The following is a 20158-nucleotide window of genomic DNA, read 5'->3' on the forward strand; positions in this document are numbered from 1 at the left end:
CGCGAAGCGCTTGGATAAACCGCCGCCCGCCCGGCAACCGCCAGAATTCCGGATGGCGGTTCAAGCAGCGAGTCGTCCACTGAGAAGTCGCGCGACCAGCGGGTTAAGCTGCCAGCCGGCGAACGCGTTTATTTCGGTCGTCCGGTCCAGAATGCCAAGCCTCTCCAGCACGTCGAGCGCGCTCGCAGGTGAGCGAATATTCGCGTCTTCCATCAGCGAGACGATTGTGTCGCGGTCAGCAGCGGAGAAGCTGCCATCCGCCTGATCGAGCACGAACTGGGCGGTCGATCGCAACCGAGAATCGAGCAGACCGACTTCGGTAAGGATTGCCTCAGAATCTTCAAGGAGCACTTCCGCAGCCGTCTCAGCGTTAGCTATAAATTCCTCAGCGGTCCTGCCGGGGATCCTGGTAAGAAGCGCCGGAAAGCCACCACTTGCGGTGCGTAGCCGCTCAATCGCGCCCTGGACTGGGACGGAAGCTGGGCAGCGTATACTGAGCCACTGGCGCAGGCCGCCTTCGTGCAGAGTCGCCAAGGTTAGTACAGACGCCTCCCACAGGCGGTCCCCAAAATCCTCGCCATCGAGTTCTTGCCAGTCAACTATGCGCGGTAGCAGGATAACCCGGACACCCTGGGCGGAATTGCGTTGGGCACGACGCACTTCCTTGTGTTCGGATACTGCATCAACCGCCTCGCGGCCGAGCCACGGGCCATGCGCGATGAGCAGCCCCCGCTGGTTCTGCTTCATCCGGGCTGAAACTACAGATATCGCGCGCTCCAACTCGCGAACGCTCGACGCTGGCAGGTTAATAGTTAGCAGGCGATCGTCTGCCTTGGCGATCTCCGCCACGGCTTTCGGTAGTAGCATTAGCCCCAGCGCAGCCGAACTGAGTGCGATGGTGATCGGTGGGGCCCCAAGCGTCTCAAACAACACACTCTCTTGGCGAAAAGTGAGTGGCGAGGGGCCGCCGTCCACCAGCCGGCGGGAACTGCCCGTGTCGTGTACCACCTCGTAGGGCTGATCGGCGAGCTCCTGGACCTTGTCTCCCACCTCTTGCAGCGGCCCGAGCATCGCTGCGATCCTTGCCGAGCGAATAGCATAGCGGCCATCCGACAGCCCGACCAGGACGCCGAGCCCCTCCATTTCTTTGAGCAGTCCCTCGAATGCGCTGTTCGAGGCGTCCTCCGCGAAGCCTTGAGGCCACCAGAACATCGCGTCTGCCTGAATCTCCGCGATCGACATACCTGGTCGTACATCCTTGCGATCGGCCGACTCCTGCGTGCCGAGCAAGACGAGATAGGCGATCAACCGGTAGCGCTGGTCCAAGTTAAGTGTGTTGTCGAACTTAGTGCGAACACTGTCGCGAAAGGAATTATCGTCCAGCGCTTCATTAAGCTCGGTCTCGCCGATACGGATGGGCAGCACAGCCGGGCTTTCGATGCGTGTGGAAGCCCTGCCATTAAGCCGGTTGACAAGCACCATCCCAAAGGTCTGCATCAGCGATGGATAGTATCCGACCTCGGACAGAGCGCGGCCGATCAATGCTCGGCCCGCCTCGGCGGTATTTCCGAAGGCGTAGCCGGCGGCGGCCATCGGCTGTTCGACCATGCTGCGCGCCTCGAACAAATCCTTGCCCATTAAGGGGCCGACACGGATTGGGTTGCCGAAGTGCAGTAGGGGAGAATTGGGAGCGCGCGCGAGCCGCTGTACGTCGTGCAGGCCGGCAAACACGAACTTGCAGCGGCGATCGGTGACGCGCATAAGCTCACGTACTTCGAGCAACACGGTGAACCCATTGCGGATTTCGCTGCGCAGGAAGGCATCTGCCTCGTCGATTAGGAAGAGCAGTCGGCTCGTACTATCGCTAGCCAGCCAATTGCGAATTGCGGCCTTAATGCCCTCGGAATCTGCTCGTTGGGGTATTGAGACGCCGCGTGCCCTGGCCTCCTTGCCAATCCAGCGCCAGAAGCTTGTGGGCTGGTCGCTGCCGAATCCTTGCACCATCTGGTCGCCGTAGATCACGATCTGGTTCGCGCTGTTGTGGCGGAGCTCGATCTGCCGGAGCAGCGCAGTTTTGCCGAGCTGACGCCCGCCGTAGACTAGGCAAGAGCCATTGGGATCCCAAAGCTCCCTTAACTCGTCAGAGCGGCCGAAAAACATTTCCGGCGAGGTTTGCTGCGCAGTGTCCGAGTAGGGTTGCACCACGCCCATTGCCATGGACAGGTTGAATAGATCTGAACGTCGGCGAGTCGCCCGCGTCGCGAGGAACAGCACCAGCGCTTCGTCAATCAATGCACAGGCCGGATTCGCACCCTTGCCGCGCACTTGAACCATGAAGTTTCGCAACGCGGCGGCCGGCATCGGGCCCCGAATCACGAAAAACGTTGGCGCATTCACGCGGCTCTTCAGCTGAGCTGGTTCTACCCCTGACCCAACATTCCGACTTTCTACTAAAACGATGTCGTAGCGGCCTTGAGCGGCGCTACCGAAGGCGGGAGCGACGCACTCCTCCCGGTCGGCAAAGGTGGGGGTTTTTAGGGTATAATGGCCCGGGAACGTGGATGGCTTTACTTGGGAGACGCTGACATTGGAAGTGAGTAGAACAGAGAATAGGCGCTCGAGCTGCGGTCCGGACTCTTTTCCGTCGTTCCCGCGAAGTTCGCGCCACGCTTTGAGAAGACCTGACGCAGAATTGAGCTGTCCTTCGTCGAAGGTGCTGAAGTCTACCGACTCGATTGCCTGACGCTGGTCCACCGCGCGTTGCAAGGCGGATAAGTCGGCCACCCTGCGGTCTTGGCGATTCAGAAATTGTCGACTGAACGCCTCGAGCAGGTTGGCAGGCGGATCAGGAGGGTTAGCGCCTTTTTCGTAAGCATCGATATGCTCGGCGAGAGTCGTAAGATCCTTCAGTTCCTCCATCTTGCGTAAATCGCCCACCTCGCGGCCGTTCGCCACCAGTTGATTAAGGCGCTCGTGAAGCGGGCCAAGTAAGCTTTTGAACGCGGCGTCGAGCTTCGCATCGATGACGCGGAGCTCAGCGTTCCAGTCGGCCAGATCGGTCGGCACGTCGGTCGAACGAAGAACGGCCGCTAGTTTGTCAAGATCTGGCTCTAGGTCACGGCTGAGGATCTGGCGGTCGTCGGCTCCAAGGAGATCATTAAGACGCTTGCGTACCTTGGCCAGGTCCCTGCGGGCGGCCTCCTCCTTTCGGTCACGCTCGCCGTTGAGTTGTGCGTCAAGCGCATCACGGTCTGCGGGACGGTCCAATAATAAATGATCCCGAGCCCGTATGGCCTGCGGGAAGTGGCCGCCGGCAAGCGCTCTTTCAAATGCCTCCATGAAATTAGATGGCGCCCCCGCACTGATCTCAACTTCGGAGAAAAAGGCAGCACGTTCGGCATCGGTCCACCGATCGGCATCATTCGGATGCCACGCATGGGACAGGAGCAACAATTCGTCGTTGTAGCGCATTTCGAGCGATAAGCGCGGCGGTTCCTCGCCTTCGAAGAGTTGCAGCACTGACATGACGGCTTCGAGGGCGGCACCAGCGGCAAGCTGAAGCGCCACTCCGTTTCCGTTAGCGGCTCGAGTTAACTCGCCCGAAGTAATTCCGTCCAAATCCTTCTGGGCCTTCTGAAGGGCTGTCCGCAGCTCCTCGCGGTTCTGCAAACCGAAGCGATTCGGCTCTGGCCTCGACAGCATCTCGTTAAGGCGCTGCCAAGCCCGCAGCCGGTCCGCGATGTCCTCGATCCAATCGCGCAGGGTTGCCCTTGGACCAGCGGTTAGCGGCTGCGCCTTCCGGCCCTTCATTGCCTCCCGATCGGAGTCCGCGATCAGCTTGTCAATATCCGAAAGTTCCTCGCCGAGTGCCGCGGCAACGCGACCGGCGGCATTGGGGGAGCCTTTGATGACGGCGCTGAGCGCATCATGCACAGTGCCGACACGCAACAACGACGTCCAGATGACGGTCGCCCGGTGGAACTTAATCGTCTTCCTACGCGCATCGTCGAAGAATCGATCAAGTTCCTGCCTCAGCGATTCGAGCTCGCGTTTAGTCGCCAGGCGATCACGAAGCTCCGAAAGCTCACTCGGCACTATCTCGCCGGTCCTCACAGTTTCATTCGCGAAACGTACTAGCTCGAACAACCCTTCGCCTAATGTCGGCAAAGATGGCGTTTGCTTCAACACCGCTTCGGCGCCGGCCTCGATCGCGAACAGTGCTGGGCGAAGCGCTGCCGCGAATGCTATCAACTGTACGTGCCGGTCGGCTCCTTCGGTCAGTTCCCGGACGACAGTGTCGCGCTGCCGACCAAAACTCTCAATCGCGCGCTCCGACCGGGGCGTGCCGATTGCTAACCCGCAAACCAACGCATCCAGAAGTGAGGCAGAGAATCCGAAGGGGAACGCAATTCCTCCCGCCTGCGCCACCTTGGCGGAATGTAACGCTAGGCCAAAACGCTTGGTCGATAGGCTCGTTGCAACTGCACGGAGAGCACCTGCCGCCAGTTCGGCCTTCTGCTCAGCCCCCCACTCCCCACCCGGCGCGAGTAACTCATCCTCGCTTAATCGCTCGCCGTTGGGGACAGTCGGGACGAGTTCATGTTCGGGCTTCGCTTGGAAGTCAGGGGCCGCAGGCTCCTCCGCTATAAAGGAGTCCTCTGCGCTATCGATGGCGGTCGTTATCTCGACACCCATAACGTCCCGCTCGACGAGATTCAAAGTGTCGTTGTTCGCGACGATAAGCTCAACAGAGTCGATTTCCTGCTTAGCAACTACCGCATCTTGTTCACTGTCATGCTCTTGCTCACCCTTTGAAAAAGGTGGAGGCGCAGCGATGAATGCCGTCTCTGGAAGGAGACCGATCATGTCCGTTAGTGCAACGACTTCCGATTGGAGGTCTCGCAAAGCTTGCAGAAGCCCAGAATGAGCTTTCCCGGCGCTTTCGTAGTCAGCCGTTTCCCGCAGTGCTTCGTGAGCGGTGCTCCAAGCTTTGGCAGCCTGACCATAGGCGCGCGCAGCCGCCAATACGCTTTCAGCAGCGGCCTGACCACCTATACCTAAGGACGGCATATGAGCCACCGCTGTATCCAATGCGGTAGTGGCATCGGCATCAAGACGACTGTTGCCGGAGCGTTGCGTCTTCAACGTCTCCAATTCGTTGAGCAGCTGCGCGGTCAACGCCGAGGCCCTTTCCTGCTCTTTCGCGGCGATCAGTTCAAGGTCCTGGGCCGCCTTTCGAAGGAGAGACGGCAGGTTTTCATCATAGGGAATTGCGGTAGTGAGGGCCGTTTCCAAAGATTGCAGCGTGTTTTGCCACTCATCACCGACCACACTCAAAGGTGTGGTCGGTGACGACTCAACAGGTCCCTTGGGTGTGAGGAGATCGCGCAAGTTTTGATGGGTTTCAACTAGCGGGCGCACAAACTGTCCGGCACCGGCACCGAGTTTCTGCTGGCTGTACCACAACAGCCAATCGGCTTCCCTAGAATATCCGGCATCTGCCAGTATCGCGGGCCATTGCTCCTCAGGAGCGATCGCATCTGCTTGGCAGCGCCGAATTGCGACATTAGCGAGCCTGAAAATCGCCTCCTCAACGCCACGGATGCCAGCCCTCGAGCAGATATCCTCCGCGACGACGAGGCCGTCCGGCATCGCTAACAACAGGGTCAGCGATTCGAACGCTCGCTCCTTGGGAAAATTGTTCTGCCAGCCGCTTGCTTGAGTCGAAGCGGCGATTTCCGTAAACTTTCGCTGGTGTCCCGGCACCCAACCCAGAAGAGATTTGATGTTTTCCGGTTCAAGCAGAGCCCGTGGTTTCACCACGAGCATTGATTCGGACAGTTCGGACACCACGCAATCCCCCACACTGATAGCACCATGGCAGGCGTTTCAGCGAGAACGCAATAGCATTGATCGGGACTTCTCTCGTATCAGGGGATAGTGAGCCGGACACGCCAAGCCTATGCCTGCTCTGCCACGCTCGCATCGGCAGACTCGGCACGTTTCAGCGCGGCTCGCACGGCCTCTTTGTTCAGCAAAACTATGTGCTGCGCCCGCGCAGGTTCCTTCTCGGCATCCCCGAGCAATCCGAGCCTCTTAAGGACATAGAACAGCATCGAACAGCGAACCGACAGCACAGCTTTATTATCCGTCATGCCGTAATCCTTTGCCACGACCTTCTTCTGATTTTCGGCGAGCGCCGGATGCGGTGTAATTTCGACCCGGATACGCTCGTGCCATCCCAGATCATTCTCTCCACCCGCGCCGCTCGGGCCGGGGGAACGTGCTTCGAGAATGCGCGGCAGTATGAAGTCTTTGTACTTGGCGTCGAGGTGGCAGTAAGCCCGCGCGTGCCAGCGAAATCCGTCATAGCCGAAAGCATGGGGCGACATGCGCCGCCACATGGGGTCAGGACGAATGCTGTTCATGGACTGGTACAGGACTTCCACGGATTTCTGCTCGCGCATTGCATCGAGGACTGCCCGCAACACGGCCGTATCGACATCACGGTGCGGGGTCAGAGCGATGTCGGATTCGGGATGATACCGAAGCCAGGATTCGGCTGCCTTTGATAGTCCTTCCGCAAGGGAGCGCAGGCGAGACAGGTACGCTTCGGGGCCAGGGGTCAAGAATCTCGGGTCGAAATTTCGGGCGGGGATATAGCGCTTGGCGCTCTTGTCGTACTCCACATTTCCTGGTGCTCGCTCCTGATACAGCGTCAGGTCTTTCGATGCCTGCGGCACCGAAACGCCGAACATGTTAATGATATCTGCGCGGTTCACCCCGCCTTCCCAGAACAGCCGGAACTCTATGAATTCCAGCCTTTGTTCGACGCCCCAACGCACCCCGGGTCGTTCGTTCTCCATCATTACCTCACAATGCGCGTATAGAAACTATATTGAAATTGAAAGACGATGTGTATACTTCATATTCTCATCAGCGCTGATGGTCAAATTGAAAAGCGGGCTGGAGCCATGCATGGGGCTCCCCCACATGCTCCCAAGCCTTGATCGCCGATACGTGTAAAAAGGCTATGGACATATTTACACGATCCGTATACTTGTTATTCCCACGGCCGACCGGGCGAAGCTAAAACGCTGTCGGGCAATAGAGGAGTTCGGAAATGGCAGGCACAGACGATCAGGTTGAGAAATTCCTTCAGGCACTCGTGGAGGAGCTCGCCATTCCAGTATCCCGGTATGAACAGGCCGAGACGAGCTACACGTCCCTGGGCGATTGGTTTCACCGGCCCGAGAGCACGGTGCGGAATTTCGATCCGGCGGTTTATGTACAGGGATCGTTTCGTCTTGGAACGGCGATCCGACCGGTCAACGACGCCGAGGAGTACGATGTCGACTCTGTCTGTGAGCTGAAGCAGATCACCAAGAACGATCTCACGCAGTTCGATCTGAAGCAGCTCCTGGGCCATGAAATTAAGGCCTACCACGACGCCAAAGGGATGACGAAGCCTGTGAGTGAAGGCCGGCGTTGCTGGATCCTCTCCTATGCAGATGGCGCCCAATTCCACATGGACATCGTTCCCTCGTTGCCGAATGGCTCAGAACAGCGGCTTCTTCTGGAACGCGCGCAATTCGATGCGCGGTGGGCGGATACTGCGATCGCCATCACGGATCGCGATGTCTCGACCTACCGGGTGCGGACGGCCGACTGGCCGCGCTCCAATCCAAAGGGGTATGGGGAATGGATTAGGTCACGAATGGGTTCGGTCCTCGCCCGGCGCAAACAGATCCTCGTGGAGTCGTTGAGGAGGCAGGGCGTTACGGCTAGCGTCGAGAAACTGCCGGACTATCGCGTGCGGACGCCCTTGCAGGCCGCGGTGATGCTCTTGAAGAGGCACCGCGACAACATGTTTGCCGGCGAACCCGATCTGAAGCCCATCTCCGTCATCATCACCACGCTGGCAGGCCACGCATACGGGGAACAGGACACGATCGCCGGCGCCCTCTTTTCGATCCTGGAGGGCATGGACCGGTACATCCGTCGCGATGGCACCAAGTATGTCATTCCGAACCCCACCGACGCGTTCGAGAACTTCGCTGACAAATGGGAGAAGGACCCGCGCAAGGCGCAGGCCTTCTTCCGTTGGCTCGAACAGGCTCGGCAGGATTTTGGACGCGCCGCCCGCGCTACGATGTTGCAGGGCATGAACGAAGCGGTCTCTGCCCGGATGGGCACGGCGTTAACCGATCGGGCAGTGGCAAGGATCCGCGGAAATGGTGGAGGGCTCCTGCGTACGGCGTCCGTTGCCCCTGCGGCGGCTATCCCGACCTTCGGAAACGCGCCTCGGGTGCCAACGACGCCGAAGGGATTTGCATGAGTTGGTGGCTGACGAACGCTTCCCGTGCGAGGGCCGAGCAGGTCGCGCTTGCACAGTTGCTGGAGCGCGCCGGATGGTTGTCGGGTGTCGGCTGGAGGGTCGGCGACGATCTTCAGCTGATCGTGGATTTCGACATCCAGCACAATGGTGAGACGTTCAGCCTCTTCATGGCGTATCCGTCGACCTTCCCGGATACGCCGCCGATGGTGCTGTCACGGGACGGCAAGCGGCTTTCGTGGCACCAGTACGGGGCTGGTGGAGAGCTCTGCCTCGAATTCCGGCCGGACAATTGGGATCCGGCGATCACCGGCGCGATGATGGCCGAGAGCGCATATCGTCTCCTGTCGGGCGAGAGCCCGGAGGGAGACGAAGATGGCGTTGTGCGGTCGGCTCATCAGGCCTCGCTTGGTCGCGACGCCCGCAGCGAGCAGATGAGGTTCGTGCTTGACCGAGACGCTATCGAAGTTCTCGTAGGACTTCCAGTCGATGCCCCTGTACCCATCACCGCCTGGGACCGGCTCGAAAAACCGACGTGGGTTGCGTCTCTCGTCAGTGTAGGAGACGGAGGCTCGATATGGTCGCACAGCGGTCCAGAGCCTTCGCGCTCCACAATCGCAAAGGGGTTCGCCTTTCGAACAACGCGGGAGATCGACAGCTTCCGGGCAAATCCGGGACGTTTCGCCGAGCTGCTGCCTGCCGAGTTTCCCGAACTTGCCGAGCAGCTTCCGGGCAATCCCTTTGACGGTTTCGTGCTGCTCGGGGACGCAGACCGGTGGATCGCGCTGAACCTCTATCCGCACGAGGGCAAGCAGACTGTTTTCGGCTACAAGATGATCATTGCACCCGACGCATCTGGCCGTCTGCCGGCGGGCCACGCCGGTCTTGTACAGAAGCGGGTCGCGATTGTCGGGTGCGGTTCCGTCGGATCGAAGATCGCCACCACACTTGCCAGATCCGGCGTCCGTAAATTCACGCTCGTCGATGACGATATCTTCTTCTCGGCAAATCTCGTCAGGAATGACCTCGACGCACGGGCGATTGGCCAACATAAGGTTGACTCCTTGACGGCTCGCCTCAAGGACATTGTCGCCAATGCCGAGATTTCGATGCGCCGCGTGGCGCTCGGTCAGCAGGAGAGTGCCGGAACTACCGAGTCTGTCATGGAGGACCTGGTGCAGGCCGACCTTCTGATCGATGCGACCGCCGATCCGCGCGCGTTCAATCTAGTGGCGGCGGTCGCGCGCCGGCACCGCAAACCGATGATTTGGTGCGAGGTCTTTGCCGGTGGGATCGGAGGTATCGTCGCGAGGGTGAGGCCAAAGCTCGACCCGATCCCGACAATCGCCCGGGACCAGATCCGCGCCTGGTGTGATGACCATGGCGTGCCATGGGCGGCCGCGGCTCAAGCGGATTATGGAGCGCAGCGGGAGCATGGCCCCTTGCTCATAGCAGATGACGCCGATGTCAGTGTCATCGCCGGCCATGCGTCCAGATTGGCGTTGGATATCCTGACGCGAGAGCAAAGCATCTTTCCGTCATCAGCCTATGCGATCGGACTGGCGGCGGAATGGATCTTCCGGGCACCCTTCGATACCTGGCCGATCGATCTTCGGCTGGAAGGAGAGTGGGGCGAAGCCCAAGAAGCGGCATCCAAGGAGGACCTGAAGGACCTACTCGCCTCTCTCTTCCCGGAAGTCGCAGCGTGATCCGGGTGGGAGTCCCCCGTGTGGTGCGCGATCGTGTGAGGCAGGCTCTTCGACGAGCCGGATCGCGCGAGATCGGCGGCATCCTCATGGGGCAGGAAATCGCGCGCGGCCATTTTGCGGTCGTTGACTTTTCTCTGGACGAGATTTCGGGAGAACGGGCTCACTTCGTTCGCGACGCCGACCATCACCGGCAGGCGTTGGAGAAGTTCTTCGATCGGACAGGTCACAACTATCAGACGTTCAATTATCTCGGCGAATGGCACTCACATCCGAGTTTTTCGACGCATCCGAGCGTCACCGATCTTCATTCGATGCAGGATTTGGTCGACGCAGAAAGGGATATCGAGTTCGCCGTGCTCCTGATCGTGAAAATTGGATTTTTCCGTCGCTTCGTTTCCTCCGCAAGCCTTCATCGGCGCGGTCAGGTGCCGGAGCCTGTCGAACTGACGACCAACTGAAGGGAGCCGCTCATGCGCTGGGATACAGTCGACTTTGTGATCCGATCTGCAGCAGGTTGGTTCTTTCGGGCTCGTAACGCGGAGAGTTGGATTTTCCGCGGCGCCGTCGCCGTGCTGATTGCGATTCATGGCGCAAATTGGGCCTTTAGTTATTCCGGCCCTATCTGGGGCACACCTGGCACCGTGGAGATTGGTACCGCCGGGACTATCCCGGATGGCATCCTCTGGGGCGTCACGATGGTTTGCGCTCTGCTGATGATCGGTTCGGCCGTCTGGGCGTGGAGGCGGTACTCGGACGAGCAAGAGCGCCTCTCGCGAAAGAAGGTCTTTGTTATCGAGGGCCGAGGATTGCGGGATGACGACGGTTCGCCATTGAAGGCGGCCGTTCCTGACAGCATCGTTGGCACTCGGATGGACTACCTTTTGGACGTGCGGCAACGGAAGGACGGACTCATTGTTGAGCCCGAGGACCTTCTCCAGCCAGTCGGCACGATGAAGACGTGGCTCCACCAGGCTCAGAAGGGAAATGATAGAAGCGATTTGACGACCGTCTATGGCGGACTGACTGCCGTGCCGCTCACCTTTTTGACTGGAGTGCTCCTGGATGACGAGGGCGATGTCGTAGTCATGGACTGGGATCGGACCGCGAGTCAGTGGCGCTTGCTCGATGGGTCGGACGATGGCTTGCGCTTCCAAATCACAGGGATCGAGGAAGCCGGAAGCGCCCGCGAGGTGGTGCTCGCCATCTCGGCTTCATACACGGTGAAGTCGGAGGATTTGGCTACCACATTCACGCACCCTGTAGTCCGCATGACGCTGCGGGATTCGCAGTCGTCGCACTGGTCTCAAGCTAGGCAATTGGCGCTTGCTGATCAGTTTCTCGGCATTTTGAAGCAGCTCGACGCGATGGGAGTCGATCGGATCCATCTCGTCCTCGCCGCCCAAAACAGTGTCGTGTTCAATCTCGCGCGGCGTTACGACAAAAGAAACCTGCCAAAACTCATCGTCTATCAGTACGAACGCGCGCAGGAACCACGATATCCGTGGGGAATTGAGATGCCGGTCGCCGGAGCACCCGCCGCCCGCGTCGTGCATCTAGCTTGAACTGGGACGCAATGTCACACGGGTTGACCAGCATGAAAGTCCGGCGGAGCTCATGGCCCGCGAGATGCAGAGCGCGTTACGGTGGTGCCAGCAGTGGAGGACTTGGACGAGCGCTCTCGGCTTGGGTTTGCCCCGGAATTTGAAGCGACACGAGATCGAGATGGTGATTCAACGAGTCATTGCCGTCAGCATTCAGCGCGTACTAAGAGTCAGACGATCCCCCCGTGGCGACTGAGTATTCCTTCTGACCTGAACTCTCTACCGGAGTAAGCATGTCGGACCAAGCTACTGACGGACCTGGCGAGCGACCGCATGTGCGAATTGATTTTGCTCGCTTGCGTCGACCTGCCGACCTAGGGGTTCGGAGAGCTTCGGTCTTTCTGGCGTTAGGCTCCAATGCCGCAAATCATATTCCTTCTTTGCCCCACCAGCTCGATGACCGCATGAGCTATCATTTTGTTCCCAGTGAAATTTCCGACGAGACGCGAAGGCAATTCAACGAGAGCTTCGAAGCTTGGATCATCGGCAACGCACTTCGCGATCTGGTAGATGCGTTCGCCATCTTTCTGAAGCACTGCTTTCCGATCCAGCACATGATGGCGACGCACAGCTACATTCCAACGGATTTGCGCGCGCTCGCCGCCGAAGTTGAGATGCTTAGCATCAGTGCTCAATACAGCCGTTTGCGGGAGCTTATCGGTCTCGATCAGCGGTATTGGGAGATGTTTGAGAGCTTTCGAAAAGCTCGCAATTGCCTTTCCCACCGAATGGGCCTCGTCTCACGGAAGGATGTAAACCCCGAAAACAATCGACTTCTGATCCGTTGGTCTTTTTTGGGCGTCTTCATGAGGCACCCCGATGGCACGGAACAACCGATAGATCACGAGGCCATTGAAGCCGGACGCGTTGCTACCGGCCCCGAGGCCGCGATGATCGTCATGCGTCTGACATGGAAGGAAAGAAGCTTTGCGGTCGGAACTAATATTCGCCTGACCCGTCAGGAATTATCGGAAATCTGCTTTGCCGTTCACATGGCCACAGACCATGTCATTGCAAAGCTCAATGAGTTTTCGATTGCTCAGGGAATTGAAGCAGAACATCCGGTGGCTGATCCCGGAACCTAGTCTAGCGCGTTTCAGGGTGTGTCGATCACAATGAGAAGTAGTGCGGAGCCTTTTTGCACGCCATAAGTGCCATCTCCTGCGCAGGCATGAGTTGCCCCAAACCCAAAGGTGAAATCTCACCGGCAGAAAATTCCGTCGCCAACTGAAACTGAAACATAGTGCCTTTGAATCTTTCTTCGATGGCCTCAGTGATGTTGGAAATAGGTCCGCCCACCGGGAAAAACACCGGGAACCCTAGCGGTCGTGTCTGCCTCAAACCCCGCCCCGGCAAGATTGGTTGCCTGAGTTCGATACCACCTGAAGAATACGGAATCTGGAACTCGTGTTCATACTCGAACATGAGACGATGGCGGTCGAAGAAGCCATCGGTGGGGTGCTCCACGTTTCGCAACGAGATCGCCCATTCATGAGCTGCTATTCTCCCCACGTTCCTCACAACGAACGTCAAATTCACAATGAAGTAAATCCCGCCATTGAGCTCCTGCGCGGTATGGGTTTGGATGCCATGCATTCCCAACGTCAAAACCGGATGTGTCAGCCTTTGCCGCAGCAGGTCCAGATAGAAGTGCTTGGCGGGGACCGACCGGCCACCTTGGCGATGATAGTACAGTTGGTCGCACGCGCTTTGATGCGGCGCAGCGGCGCTATCGCCAACGTCGATTACAATGATCTCTCTGCCGATTGGGATTTGCGACTGTTCACTACGAAGGACTGTGTGGACCCTGAAATCAGCCAAGGGGTAATCTAACAGGTGCGGAACCTTCTGCTCCAACCAGTCCCGAATTGTTGCCCTACCTTTCATCCCTGGAATGCCGTCGATGGTGCCGTCGTCCTTCACGCCGAGCACAAGGGATCCGCCTCCCGAGTTAGCGAACGCTGACAGCGCCTTGGCTATGGTCGTCAGCACCTTGTCTTCCACTTCATCAAACAGACGCCCGCCCTTGCGGTCAAAATCGTCTGACTCTTCTGGTGGCAAATCCAGAATGTCCTGTTCGGACCAACTCTCGCGTTTAACCAAAACATCATCCCTATCCTGACGCCTTAGGACGATCTCATCGACTCGCCTTAGCTGTCGAGCATGCCTCCGGGGAGGTCTTTGATTGAAAAATAACAGACCCACGTTCGGTCCAACTCGACGCTTCAATGCCCTTCCACAGCGCTACCACGCGATAATATATGAGATGATGAGCTTTGCGTAGGCTGTGTGAAAAGACTTTCACCAATATCGGATGACGTATTTTTGTGCGAAGGTGTCGAAGTTTAGGATCCATTCCGATGACACACTCGTTTATTTCTTACGTTCGCAATGATGAAGCAATTGTCAACTACATTGCTAACATTCTCGAAAAGAACGCGGTGCCCTATTGGCGCGATAAGAATGACATTGCCCCCGGCTCTCGCTGGAAGGACTCCATTCGTCGTGCAATTGAGGGCGGCAGCTATTACGTCGCGATGTTCAGCAAAAATTGGCAGAACCGCGAAGTCACGTATGCAAATGAAGAGCTCGTCTTGGCAATCGACCAATTGCGATTGCGGCCCGCAAACAGAACCTGGTTCATCCCGGTCAAACTGGACGACTGCGAAATTCCGGATCGCAGCATCGGAGCTGGTGAGACACTTAGAGACCTGCAAACCATCGACTTCGCAAAAGACGGATGGAAGATAGGTCTCGGGAAATTCCTTCGCGCGCTTGGAGTAGCCAACCCTCTGCTGGAAATGGGGGAGCCCCTCGGCAACGGACTCCCGTCTAATGCCAAGCTCGGCTTCGGGCGCATTATTGTTGAAAGCACGGTGCCGCCGGCACCGATGATGGTTGGCTTGATGTTGAGCGTGACGGGTGGCTGGATCGCCCGAACCAAAGAAAATCACATGCTCGCATACATAAAGACCCAGGCCCCGAACGCGCATTTGCAGCAGTCGAATGAGAAGTTCGGGCTTGATACCTTTTTTGCGATCTCAAATGATGGGTTCGTCCCTAACGATCCTGGCAGTCCCAATACGTTCGGCTTCATGACCGAACATAAGTACCCTGCAAATAGCGCTTTTTGGGATATGGCGACGGGCAAGGAGGTCGCAATCCCATTTGCGATTACGACGCATCTGGAGTTCAACGCCTTCGGTATTTTGAACAAAACTGCTTTCGAAGGAACGTTCGAATCGAGCACAACGGTGAGCACGCCGTTCGCCCCGATTCAGATGACCATGGCGGGGAAGTTCGATATTTCGGTGGAGCCGATCTACGATCCTGATCCCACTATCGGTGTGTTTCGAGCGCCTTCCACGAGTTGATTCTCCTCTTCACTTGCAGGCAGGCAAATATTTCTGCTTCGCGTGGTTCTTCACGGCGAACGGCTGGCCAAGGCAGAAGATGCTCTCCGGTCAGTAAATTGAGGGGCGAGATCGCTTTTAGATCATTGACCTGACCTAGTGGCGGTGTTGTCAGCGGGCGATGCGCAGGCTTTCGGAAGCCTCGTATGGATGGTTGGCTATCCGAGTCTACACCTGCGGGTAGATACGTTCTCTTCTGGAAGGTATTTTTTGAGATGAGCAAGAACATTGTGGTGTTCTCCGACGGGACCGGCCAAGACGGCGGAGTCCGCGCGGAGCAGCGAATGAGCAATGTTTACAAGCTTTATCGGGCATCTCGTGTCGGTCCGGAAAGCCCCGTCAACTCAGCAGCCCAGGTTTCATTCTACGATCCAGGACTGGGCACGGAAACCACCGCGACCGGCATGACCGACATCGTTCGGCGGGTCCAAAAGCTGCTGGCGTCCGTTTCAGGCACCGGCATCACCACCAACATTGCCGATTGCTATGAGTTCATCATCAATCACTATCAAGCGGGAGATCGCATCTTCCTGTTTGGGTTCAGCAGAGGCGCCTACACCGTCAGAGCGGTTGCGAACCTTCTTATGCTTTGCGGCGTACCCAGCCGCGTGGGAGATGCCCCTTTGCCGCGGTTCAGAAAGGCGACGCGTGATATCGCAGAGGAAGCCGTGCGCACCGTGCTTGAGCATGGCGCTGGACATCTTCGGAAAGACTTTGAGGATGAACGGCTCGAACTCGCGCGCCGATTTCGTGAGAACTATGGCTCGCATCACGAGACCGGAGAAGTAAACCGCTCAAATACTGCGCCTCATTTCATCGGCGTGTTCGACACCGTGGCGGCATTGGGCGCAAAGGGATTGCGGCGCTCCATAATCCAGATCGGGCTATATGCCGGTGTGTTCGGTCTCGGTGCGGTGGCGGCGTTCGTGCCTGCATTGATCGTTGCGGCAATCGCCAGCTTCTGGGTTTCGTTCTGGGGAACCTTCGGGTCGATTGTAGTCGCCGGGGCGGCTCTAGGCATGGCAGTGCTCCATCAAAGGCAGCGCGGGTCCGTGCGCAAAACCATCCGGGACTTCCCCAACCCGGGTGACGTTCACAGCCATATCGCCGAGTGGAAGGGGGACAACTTCGACCGCCTTCTCAGCCGGTTCGTCAACTTCGCGCGATCGGCAAATGCCATTGACGAAACGCGCGAGGATTTCGCGAGAGTCGGCTGGGGACCGACCGTAGCTGCGCCCACTACGATTGATGGTCATGAGGTCCTGAAACAGTTGTGGTTTGCCGGGAATCACTCGGACATTGGCGGAAGCTATCCCGAGGCTGAATCGCGTTTGTCCGACATAGCGCTGCTTTGGATGATCGAAGAAGCGACCGCCATCCCGGATGGACTTGTTGTCGGCCCCGTCGTGGTCAAAGGCGAGAGATTCGAACGATCGATGGAAACCGGTGCGGCGCTGCACCTCTTTCCTTCCGCCGACGGTCTCCAGCATTGTGAGGTGGCGGGTATGCAAGATATGATTGCGAGCCGGACCCCTACCTGGCTGTCATTGTTGAGCGCCAAACTGGGCTACAAGGTCAAACTCCGGGACATCAATCCGGAAGCTGTAGTCCATCCTACTGTCGAGGCCCGCTTTGAGTTCGCCGACGTCCCGCAGTGCGCCGGGTTCGGACCTTACCGACCTCAGGCTCTACGCAACCACAAGAAGTTTGCCCATTTTTACCTCGAAGAAGCCACGCCTATCTAACATCGGCAATTTCCGTCGATCTCGTCAACCGGCTCGAGACCGAGCACCGAGGCGGCAAGCAGGGCCGTATCGCCGATTACCTCACCCAGCTCGACTTCGTCGTGCTCGATGAACTCGGCTATCTTCCGTTCGCGCAAGCCGGCGGGCAATTGCTCTTCGACCTGATCAGCAGGCTTCTATGAACGGACCTCGATCATCGCCACCACCATTCTGGCCTTCGGAGAATGGCCCGCCGCCTTCGGCGACGCCAAGATGACCACGGCATCGCTCGACCGGCTCACCCACCACTGCGAGATCATCGACACCGGAAACGAATCCTGGCGCTGCAAGAACCGCGCCTGATCACCCCACCAAGCTAATTCGCGCTCGCCGGGCTGCGCAACCCCGACCAACTCCGCCCGGCAAACTCTGACCGCAGCGCATTACAAGGGGTCCCTTTTGCGCGGCGATCCATTGCCGATGCCGCTGCTACGGCATTTTGGTGCGGGATCTCGGAGAGGTGGCTCATCGATCCGTACCTGATGAGGTCTCTCTCTATGAGATCGAGCTAGTTCAGGATCTGGGCAAGGAACAGTTTGCTTCAGTGACCACCGGCGTGCCAGGTTCTGGCGCTTTGCCCGAACGACATCGGTCGGCACGCCCATCCGAACGGCATTATCGCCTCTGAGGTCGACCAGGCGTAGGTCTGTCGTGGTCGCGATCTCCGCATAGCGCCGTCGGGTCAGCTGCACCTCCTCTATTGGAAGATCGTCAAGAATTCCTTCGCGGCGGTCGCGGAGCACGGTCTCTAGGAAGCACACCTTCAGGGAGTCACCGAGGTAAAGAGGCCAAACCGGCTGGCGTCAAGACGGCGTCGAGGATCGCTGAACCGGCTCGGCGACTTCCCGTACCCCAATGGATCAGGATAGGTGCTCCAGTGGATCCGACCGAACGTCCGACCCCGCGGTATGGTCTCGATTTCGAGCTTTGCGCGCGCGAAATCGGGTGGAGGTGGAACGCCGGGCATTCAGTCGAAATCACCCCTGGCCATGCCTTCCGCCGCGGCCAAAACCGAGGCGTCATCGCCTTGCTGAAGGGCTCGAAGGCCCGTCCGCCCATCAAGGACGCCATGGCGCGACACCAAAAACCGATAGACGGCCCAGGCACTGTTGCCCAACATGGCATGCAGCGCCGGCAATGCGCCGAAGGGACGACCGTCCTTGTCGAGTTGCCAGACAGGAAAGCGGAAACCCCGTTTGGCGCCATCGATCCCGAGCACCTGTCCGCTTTGCCGCCTGGCGTTAACCGTCACGCGCGACGTGCCGAGCAGCTTGGCAAAGGCATCCGCGCTCAGCATGTCCTCGCCGGCGACAATTTCGGCGACACGCTTGCGGCCACGCGCGCGCGCTCCGGCAAGAGCCGCCTCGAGATCCGCATCGGGCATGCCCGTGTCCTCGACGGGAAAGCTATCGCCTGAAGCGATCGGTTGCTCTTCGACCGGCGTGATCGTCTGCGCATCAGCCGCCGGATCGACCTCTACCCGGAACGATACGCGGTGGCCGATCTTGCGGCTGCGTGCGATCGCTTCCTGATAGCGTTCGAGCAATACCTTCTTGAAGTCTGCCTGTGCCGGCAGCTTTGTGGTGAAGCTCAGGGCCGCGACTCCCGCAGGGGACGCGGCGCCGCTATGATTACTGGGTTTTGGAGCGGCCATGATGACAACCTCTTGCTGTCACCAATATGGTTCCAGAGCGCAAGTTCGTCAAGTTCGATAATTTGGTAAAGTTAGTAGCGAATGGCTGGGGACTAAACAATTCCCCAGGCGCGAAACCTCCCCCTGCCCGTCATCTCGCGCAGACCAAGCTCGCCGACCAGGTTGAGCGCTCCCTGTTTTGTCACCTTTAGCCTGTCCTGGATCATGCCAGCCGAGACGAGTGGCCGCGACAGCACCAGCTCGACCAGATCGCCCAATTTCGAGCTCGAGCGCCGTTGTTTGAGCCGCCGCTCCATCTGGCTTTTCGCCGGCACGAGACGGTCATGCTCCTTCAGGCCAGCCACTGCTGCATCGTGAATGGCATCGAGAGAGGCCAACAGCCGATCGCTGCGATTGCGCGCCCGCCGCCGCTCGCGCGGAATGTTTTTGGCGCCGAGATGCAGGCTGGCGAGATGGTGGGCGGCAAGACCCTCCTGCCGCAACAGCGCGGCAACCAGCAGCGACCCGAGCCAGGCGCCATGCTGCAGCACCTCGATGTCCTGCCAGCGTCGAGAAGCAACGCCGCGCGCAGGACGACCGGCAGATCGCGCGTCCTGGCGACAACGTCCTGCCATTCGGCGGGGCGTTCTTCTTCATTCCAGTCGAGATCGTAGATCAGGTCGTTTTGCGGCTCCGGCCGGTCACGTCGTGACGTTTCCTCCTTTCGATCAGGCCAATCTGCGCCGCTGAGGAGCCTTGATGAGCGTGCCAGGACGGCATCGATCTCGGCAAATTCTTCGGCCAGCAGGTCGGCCTCAGCGTCATCCCGACCATCGGCTTCAACGGGGTCGGCGCCTTCCCCGTCCCGGCTTTTTTGGCCCGCCGCCGCCGACATGGCGCCGCCGCGGCCGGCCAGCGCCAAAAAACCATCGCGGCTGAGCGCCCAGTCCGGCTTCTGCGAAAAAATCCGACGGCGGGTTCGCAGCACCGCATGCGCCCGGGTGAGCTCGTGGGTCGGTGTCCGAATGTCCATGTGGGCGTCGTGCAGGACAAGGTCCTCGGGGTGGACGAGCTCGCCCTCGAGCCAAAGTGCTGCGGCCGCGTCGGCAAAATGTTGGCGCTCGACAAAGCCGTCGCGGACGGGAGAGCGGGCCAAGCGCTCGTCGAGCCTCGCCAAAGCCGCGGTCGCGCGGGAAAACGGCCCTATCAGGGTGTTCAGGGACAAATCGCTGATGTCGTAAGCCATTGTTTCCATGATGCCTGATTCGTATTGGTCAAGCGTAATTACCCACCCCTTGTCCCCCTCGATGCGGCACGGTGCGTCGTCACTCGTCGTCGATGTCCGGGTACTGCGGGGGAGCCTTGCCGATCTTGCTGACGATCCTCGGGTAATTGGCATCGGGCTGCGCCTGCCCTGTTCCAATAACTTCAACGCGGAAGCGCCACTCGTCACCGTAGTCGTACAAGAAGGTCATTGCCGAGCCCACCTTCTGGAAGGCTGTGGTGACGCGCGTGCCCTTCACGCTGCGAGAGCCGCTCCCTTCTATGTCGGCGAAGAGTTCGAACCGCTGGGGCGAGTCGAACAGCTTTCCCGTCAATTTTGAATAGAAGCCGTAGGCGTGGTCCATGTCGAAGCCAAAAGCCGCTACGATGGCTTCGGCCAGATCCGCTAGCGTGCTCGAA

The 20158-nt window shown here is 58.8% G+C and carries 13 protein-coding genes and 2 pseudogenes; 8 read left to right on the top strand and 7 right to left on the bottom strand.

Annotation, left to right across the window (positions count from 1 at the left end):
* Nucleotides 1-60: 60 nt before the first annotated feature.
* Nucleotides 61-5850, bottom strand: coding sequence for an ATP-binding protein (locus NKK47_RS30875; RefSeq protein WP_352579447.1), 5790 nt, complete (start codon nt 5848-5850; stop codon nt 61-63).
* A gap of 110 nt (nt 5851-5960) precedes the next feature.
* Nucleotides 5961-6869: a BrxR family helix-turn-helix transcriptional regulator gene (locus NKK47_RS30880; protein ID WP_352579448.1), complete on the bottom strand. Its 909-nt coding sequence runs from the start codon at nt 6867-6869 to the stop codon at nt 5961-5963.
* A 254-nt stretch (nt 6870-7123) separates the two neighbouring features.
* On the opposite strand from NKK47_RS30880, the gene NKK47_RS30885 reads away from it, so the two are divergent.
* The 5 genes from NKK47_RS30885 to NKK47_RS30905 all read left to right on the top strand — a co-directional run bounded on the left by NKK47_RS30885 (nt 7124) and on the right by NKK47_RS30905 (nt 12730).
* A complete protein-coding gene (locus NKK47_RS30885; protein WP_352579449.1) occupies nt 7124-8338 on the top strand; it encodes a nucleotidyltransferase domain-containing protein in 1215 nt (404 codons plus the stop codon).
* Nucleotides 8335-10044 (top strand): ThiF family adenylyltransferase, encoded by a 1710-nt coding sequence (locus NKK47_RS30890; protein WP_352579450.1) that lies wholly within the window; start codon nt 8335-8337, stop codon nt 10042-10044. The genes NKK47_RS30885 and NKK47_RS30890 overlap by 4 nt, the downstream gene beginning before the upstream one ends.
* A gap of 20 nt (nt 10045-10064) precedes the next feature.
* Nucleotides 10065-10502, top strand: coding sequence for a Mov34/MPN/PAD-1 family protein (locus tag NKK47_RS30895; RefSeq protein WP_352579451.1), 438 nt, complete (start codon nt 10065-10067; stop codon nt 10500-10502).
* Between the two features lie 12 nt (nt 10503-10514).
* The gene (locus NKK47_RS30900; protein ID WP_352579452.1) at nt 10515-11606 is read left to right on the top strand and encodes an SAVED domain-containing protein; all 1092 of its coding nucleotides are present in this window, start codon (nt 10515-10517) and stop codon (nt 11604-11606) included.
* Nucleotides 11607-11878: 272 nt separating this feature from the next.
* Nucleotides 11879-12730 (top strand): hypothetical protein, encoded by an 852-nt coding sequence (locus tag NKK47_RS30905; RefSeq protein WP_352579453.1) that lies wholly within the window; start codon nt 11879-11881, stop codon nt 12728-12730.
* 25 nt (nt 12731-12755) lie between these two features.
* Here the strand turns inward: NKK47_RS30905 and NKK47_RS30910 are convergent, their stop codons facing one another.
* Nucleotides 12756-13748 carry an AlbA family DNA-binding domain-containing protein gene (locus NKK47_RS30910; RefSeq protein ID WP_352579454.1) on the bottom strand — a complete coding sequence of 331 codons (993 nt, stop codon included), beginning with the start codon at nt 13746-13748 and terminating at the stop codon, nt 12756-12758.
* A gap of 257 nt (nt 13749-14005) precedes the next feature.
* Here NKK47_RS30910 and NKK47_RS30915 point away from each other — a divergent pair, with 257 nt between their 5' ends.
* The 3 genes and pseudogenes from NKK47_RS30915 to NKK47_RS30925 form a co-directional block, all read left to right on the top strand.
* Nucleotides 14006-15019, top strand: a complete 1014-nt coding sequence (locus NKK47_RS30915) for a toll/interleukin-1 receptor domain-containing protein (RefSeq protein WP_352579455.1) — start codon at nt 14006-14008, stop codon at nt 15017-15019.
* A 254-nt stretch (nt 15020-15273) separates the two neighbouring features.
* Nucleotides 15274-16803 (top strand): T6SS phospholipase effector Tle1-like catalytic domain-containing protein, encoded by a 1530-nt coding sequence (locus tag NKK47_RS30920; protein WP_352579456.1) that lies wholly within the window; start codon nt 15274-15276, stop codon nt 16801-16803.
* Between the two features lie 14 nt (nt 16804-16817).
* Nucleotides 16818-17145: pseudogene (locus NKK47_RS30925) on the top strand (ATP-binding protein); the annotation flags it as partial.
* A 664-nt stretch (nt 17146-17809) separates the two neighbouring features.
* Here NKK47_RS30925 and NKK47_RS30930 read toward each other — a convergent pair.
* The 4 genes and pseudogenes from NKK47_RS30930 to NKK47_RS30945 form a co-directional block, all read right to left on the bottom strand.
* Nucleotides 17810-18496 carry an XRE family transcriptional regulator gene (locus NKK47_RS30930; protein WP_352579457.1) on the bottom strand — a complete coding sequence of 229 codons (687 nt, stop codon included), beginning with the start codon at nt 18494-18496 and terminating at the stop codon, nt 17810-17812.
* Nucleotides 18497-18588: 92 nt separating this feature from the next.
* Nucleotides 18589-18792, bottom strand: a complete 204-nt coding sequence (locus tag NKK47_RS30935; protein WP_352579459.1) for a helix-turn-helix domain-containing protein — start codon at nt 18790-18792, stop codon at nt 18589-18591.
* 42 nt (nt 18793-18834) lie between these two features.
* Nucleotides 18835-19874, bottom strand: a pseudogene (locus tag NKK47_RS30940) (RHE_PE00001 family protein); the annotation flags it as partial.
* Nucleotides 19801-20158 (bottom strand): IS1096 element passenger TnpR family protein (locus tag NKK47_RS30945; protein ID WP_352579458.1); only part of this gene is annotated, 358 nt, incomplete at its 5' end. The gene NKK47_RS30945 and the pseudogene NKK47_RS30940, both read right to left, overlap by 74 nt.

The sequence above is a fragment of the Mesorhizobium sp. M0019 genome (assembly GCF_040323975.1).
Classification (GTDB): domain Bacteria; phylum Pseudomonadota; class Alphaproteobacteria; order Rhizobiales; family Rhizobiaceae; genus Mesorhizobium.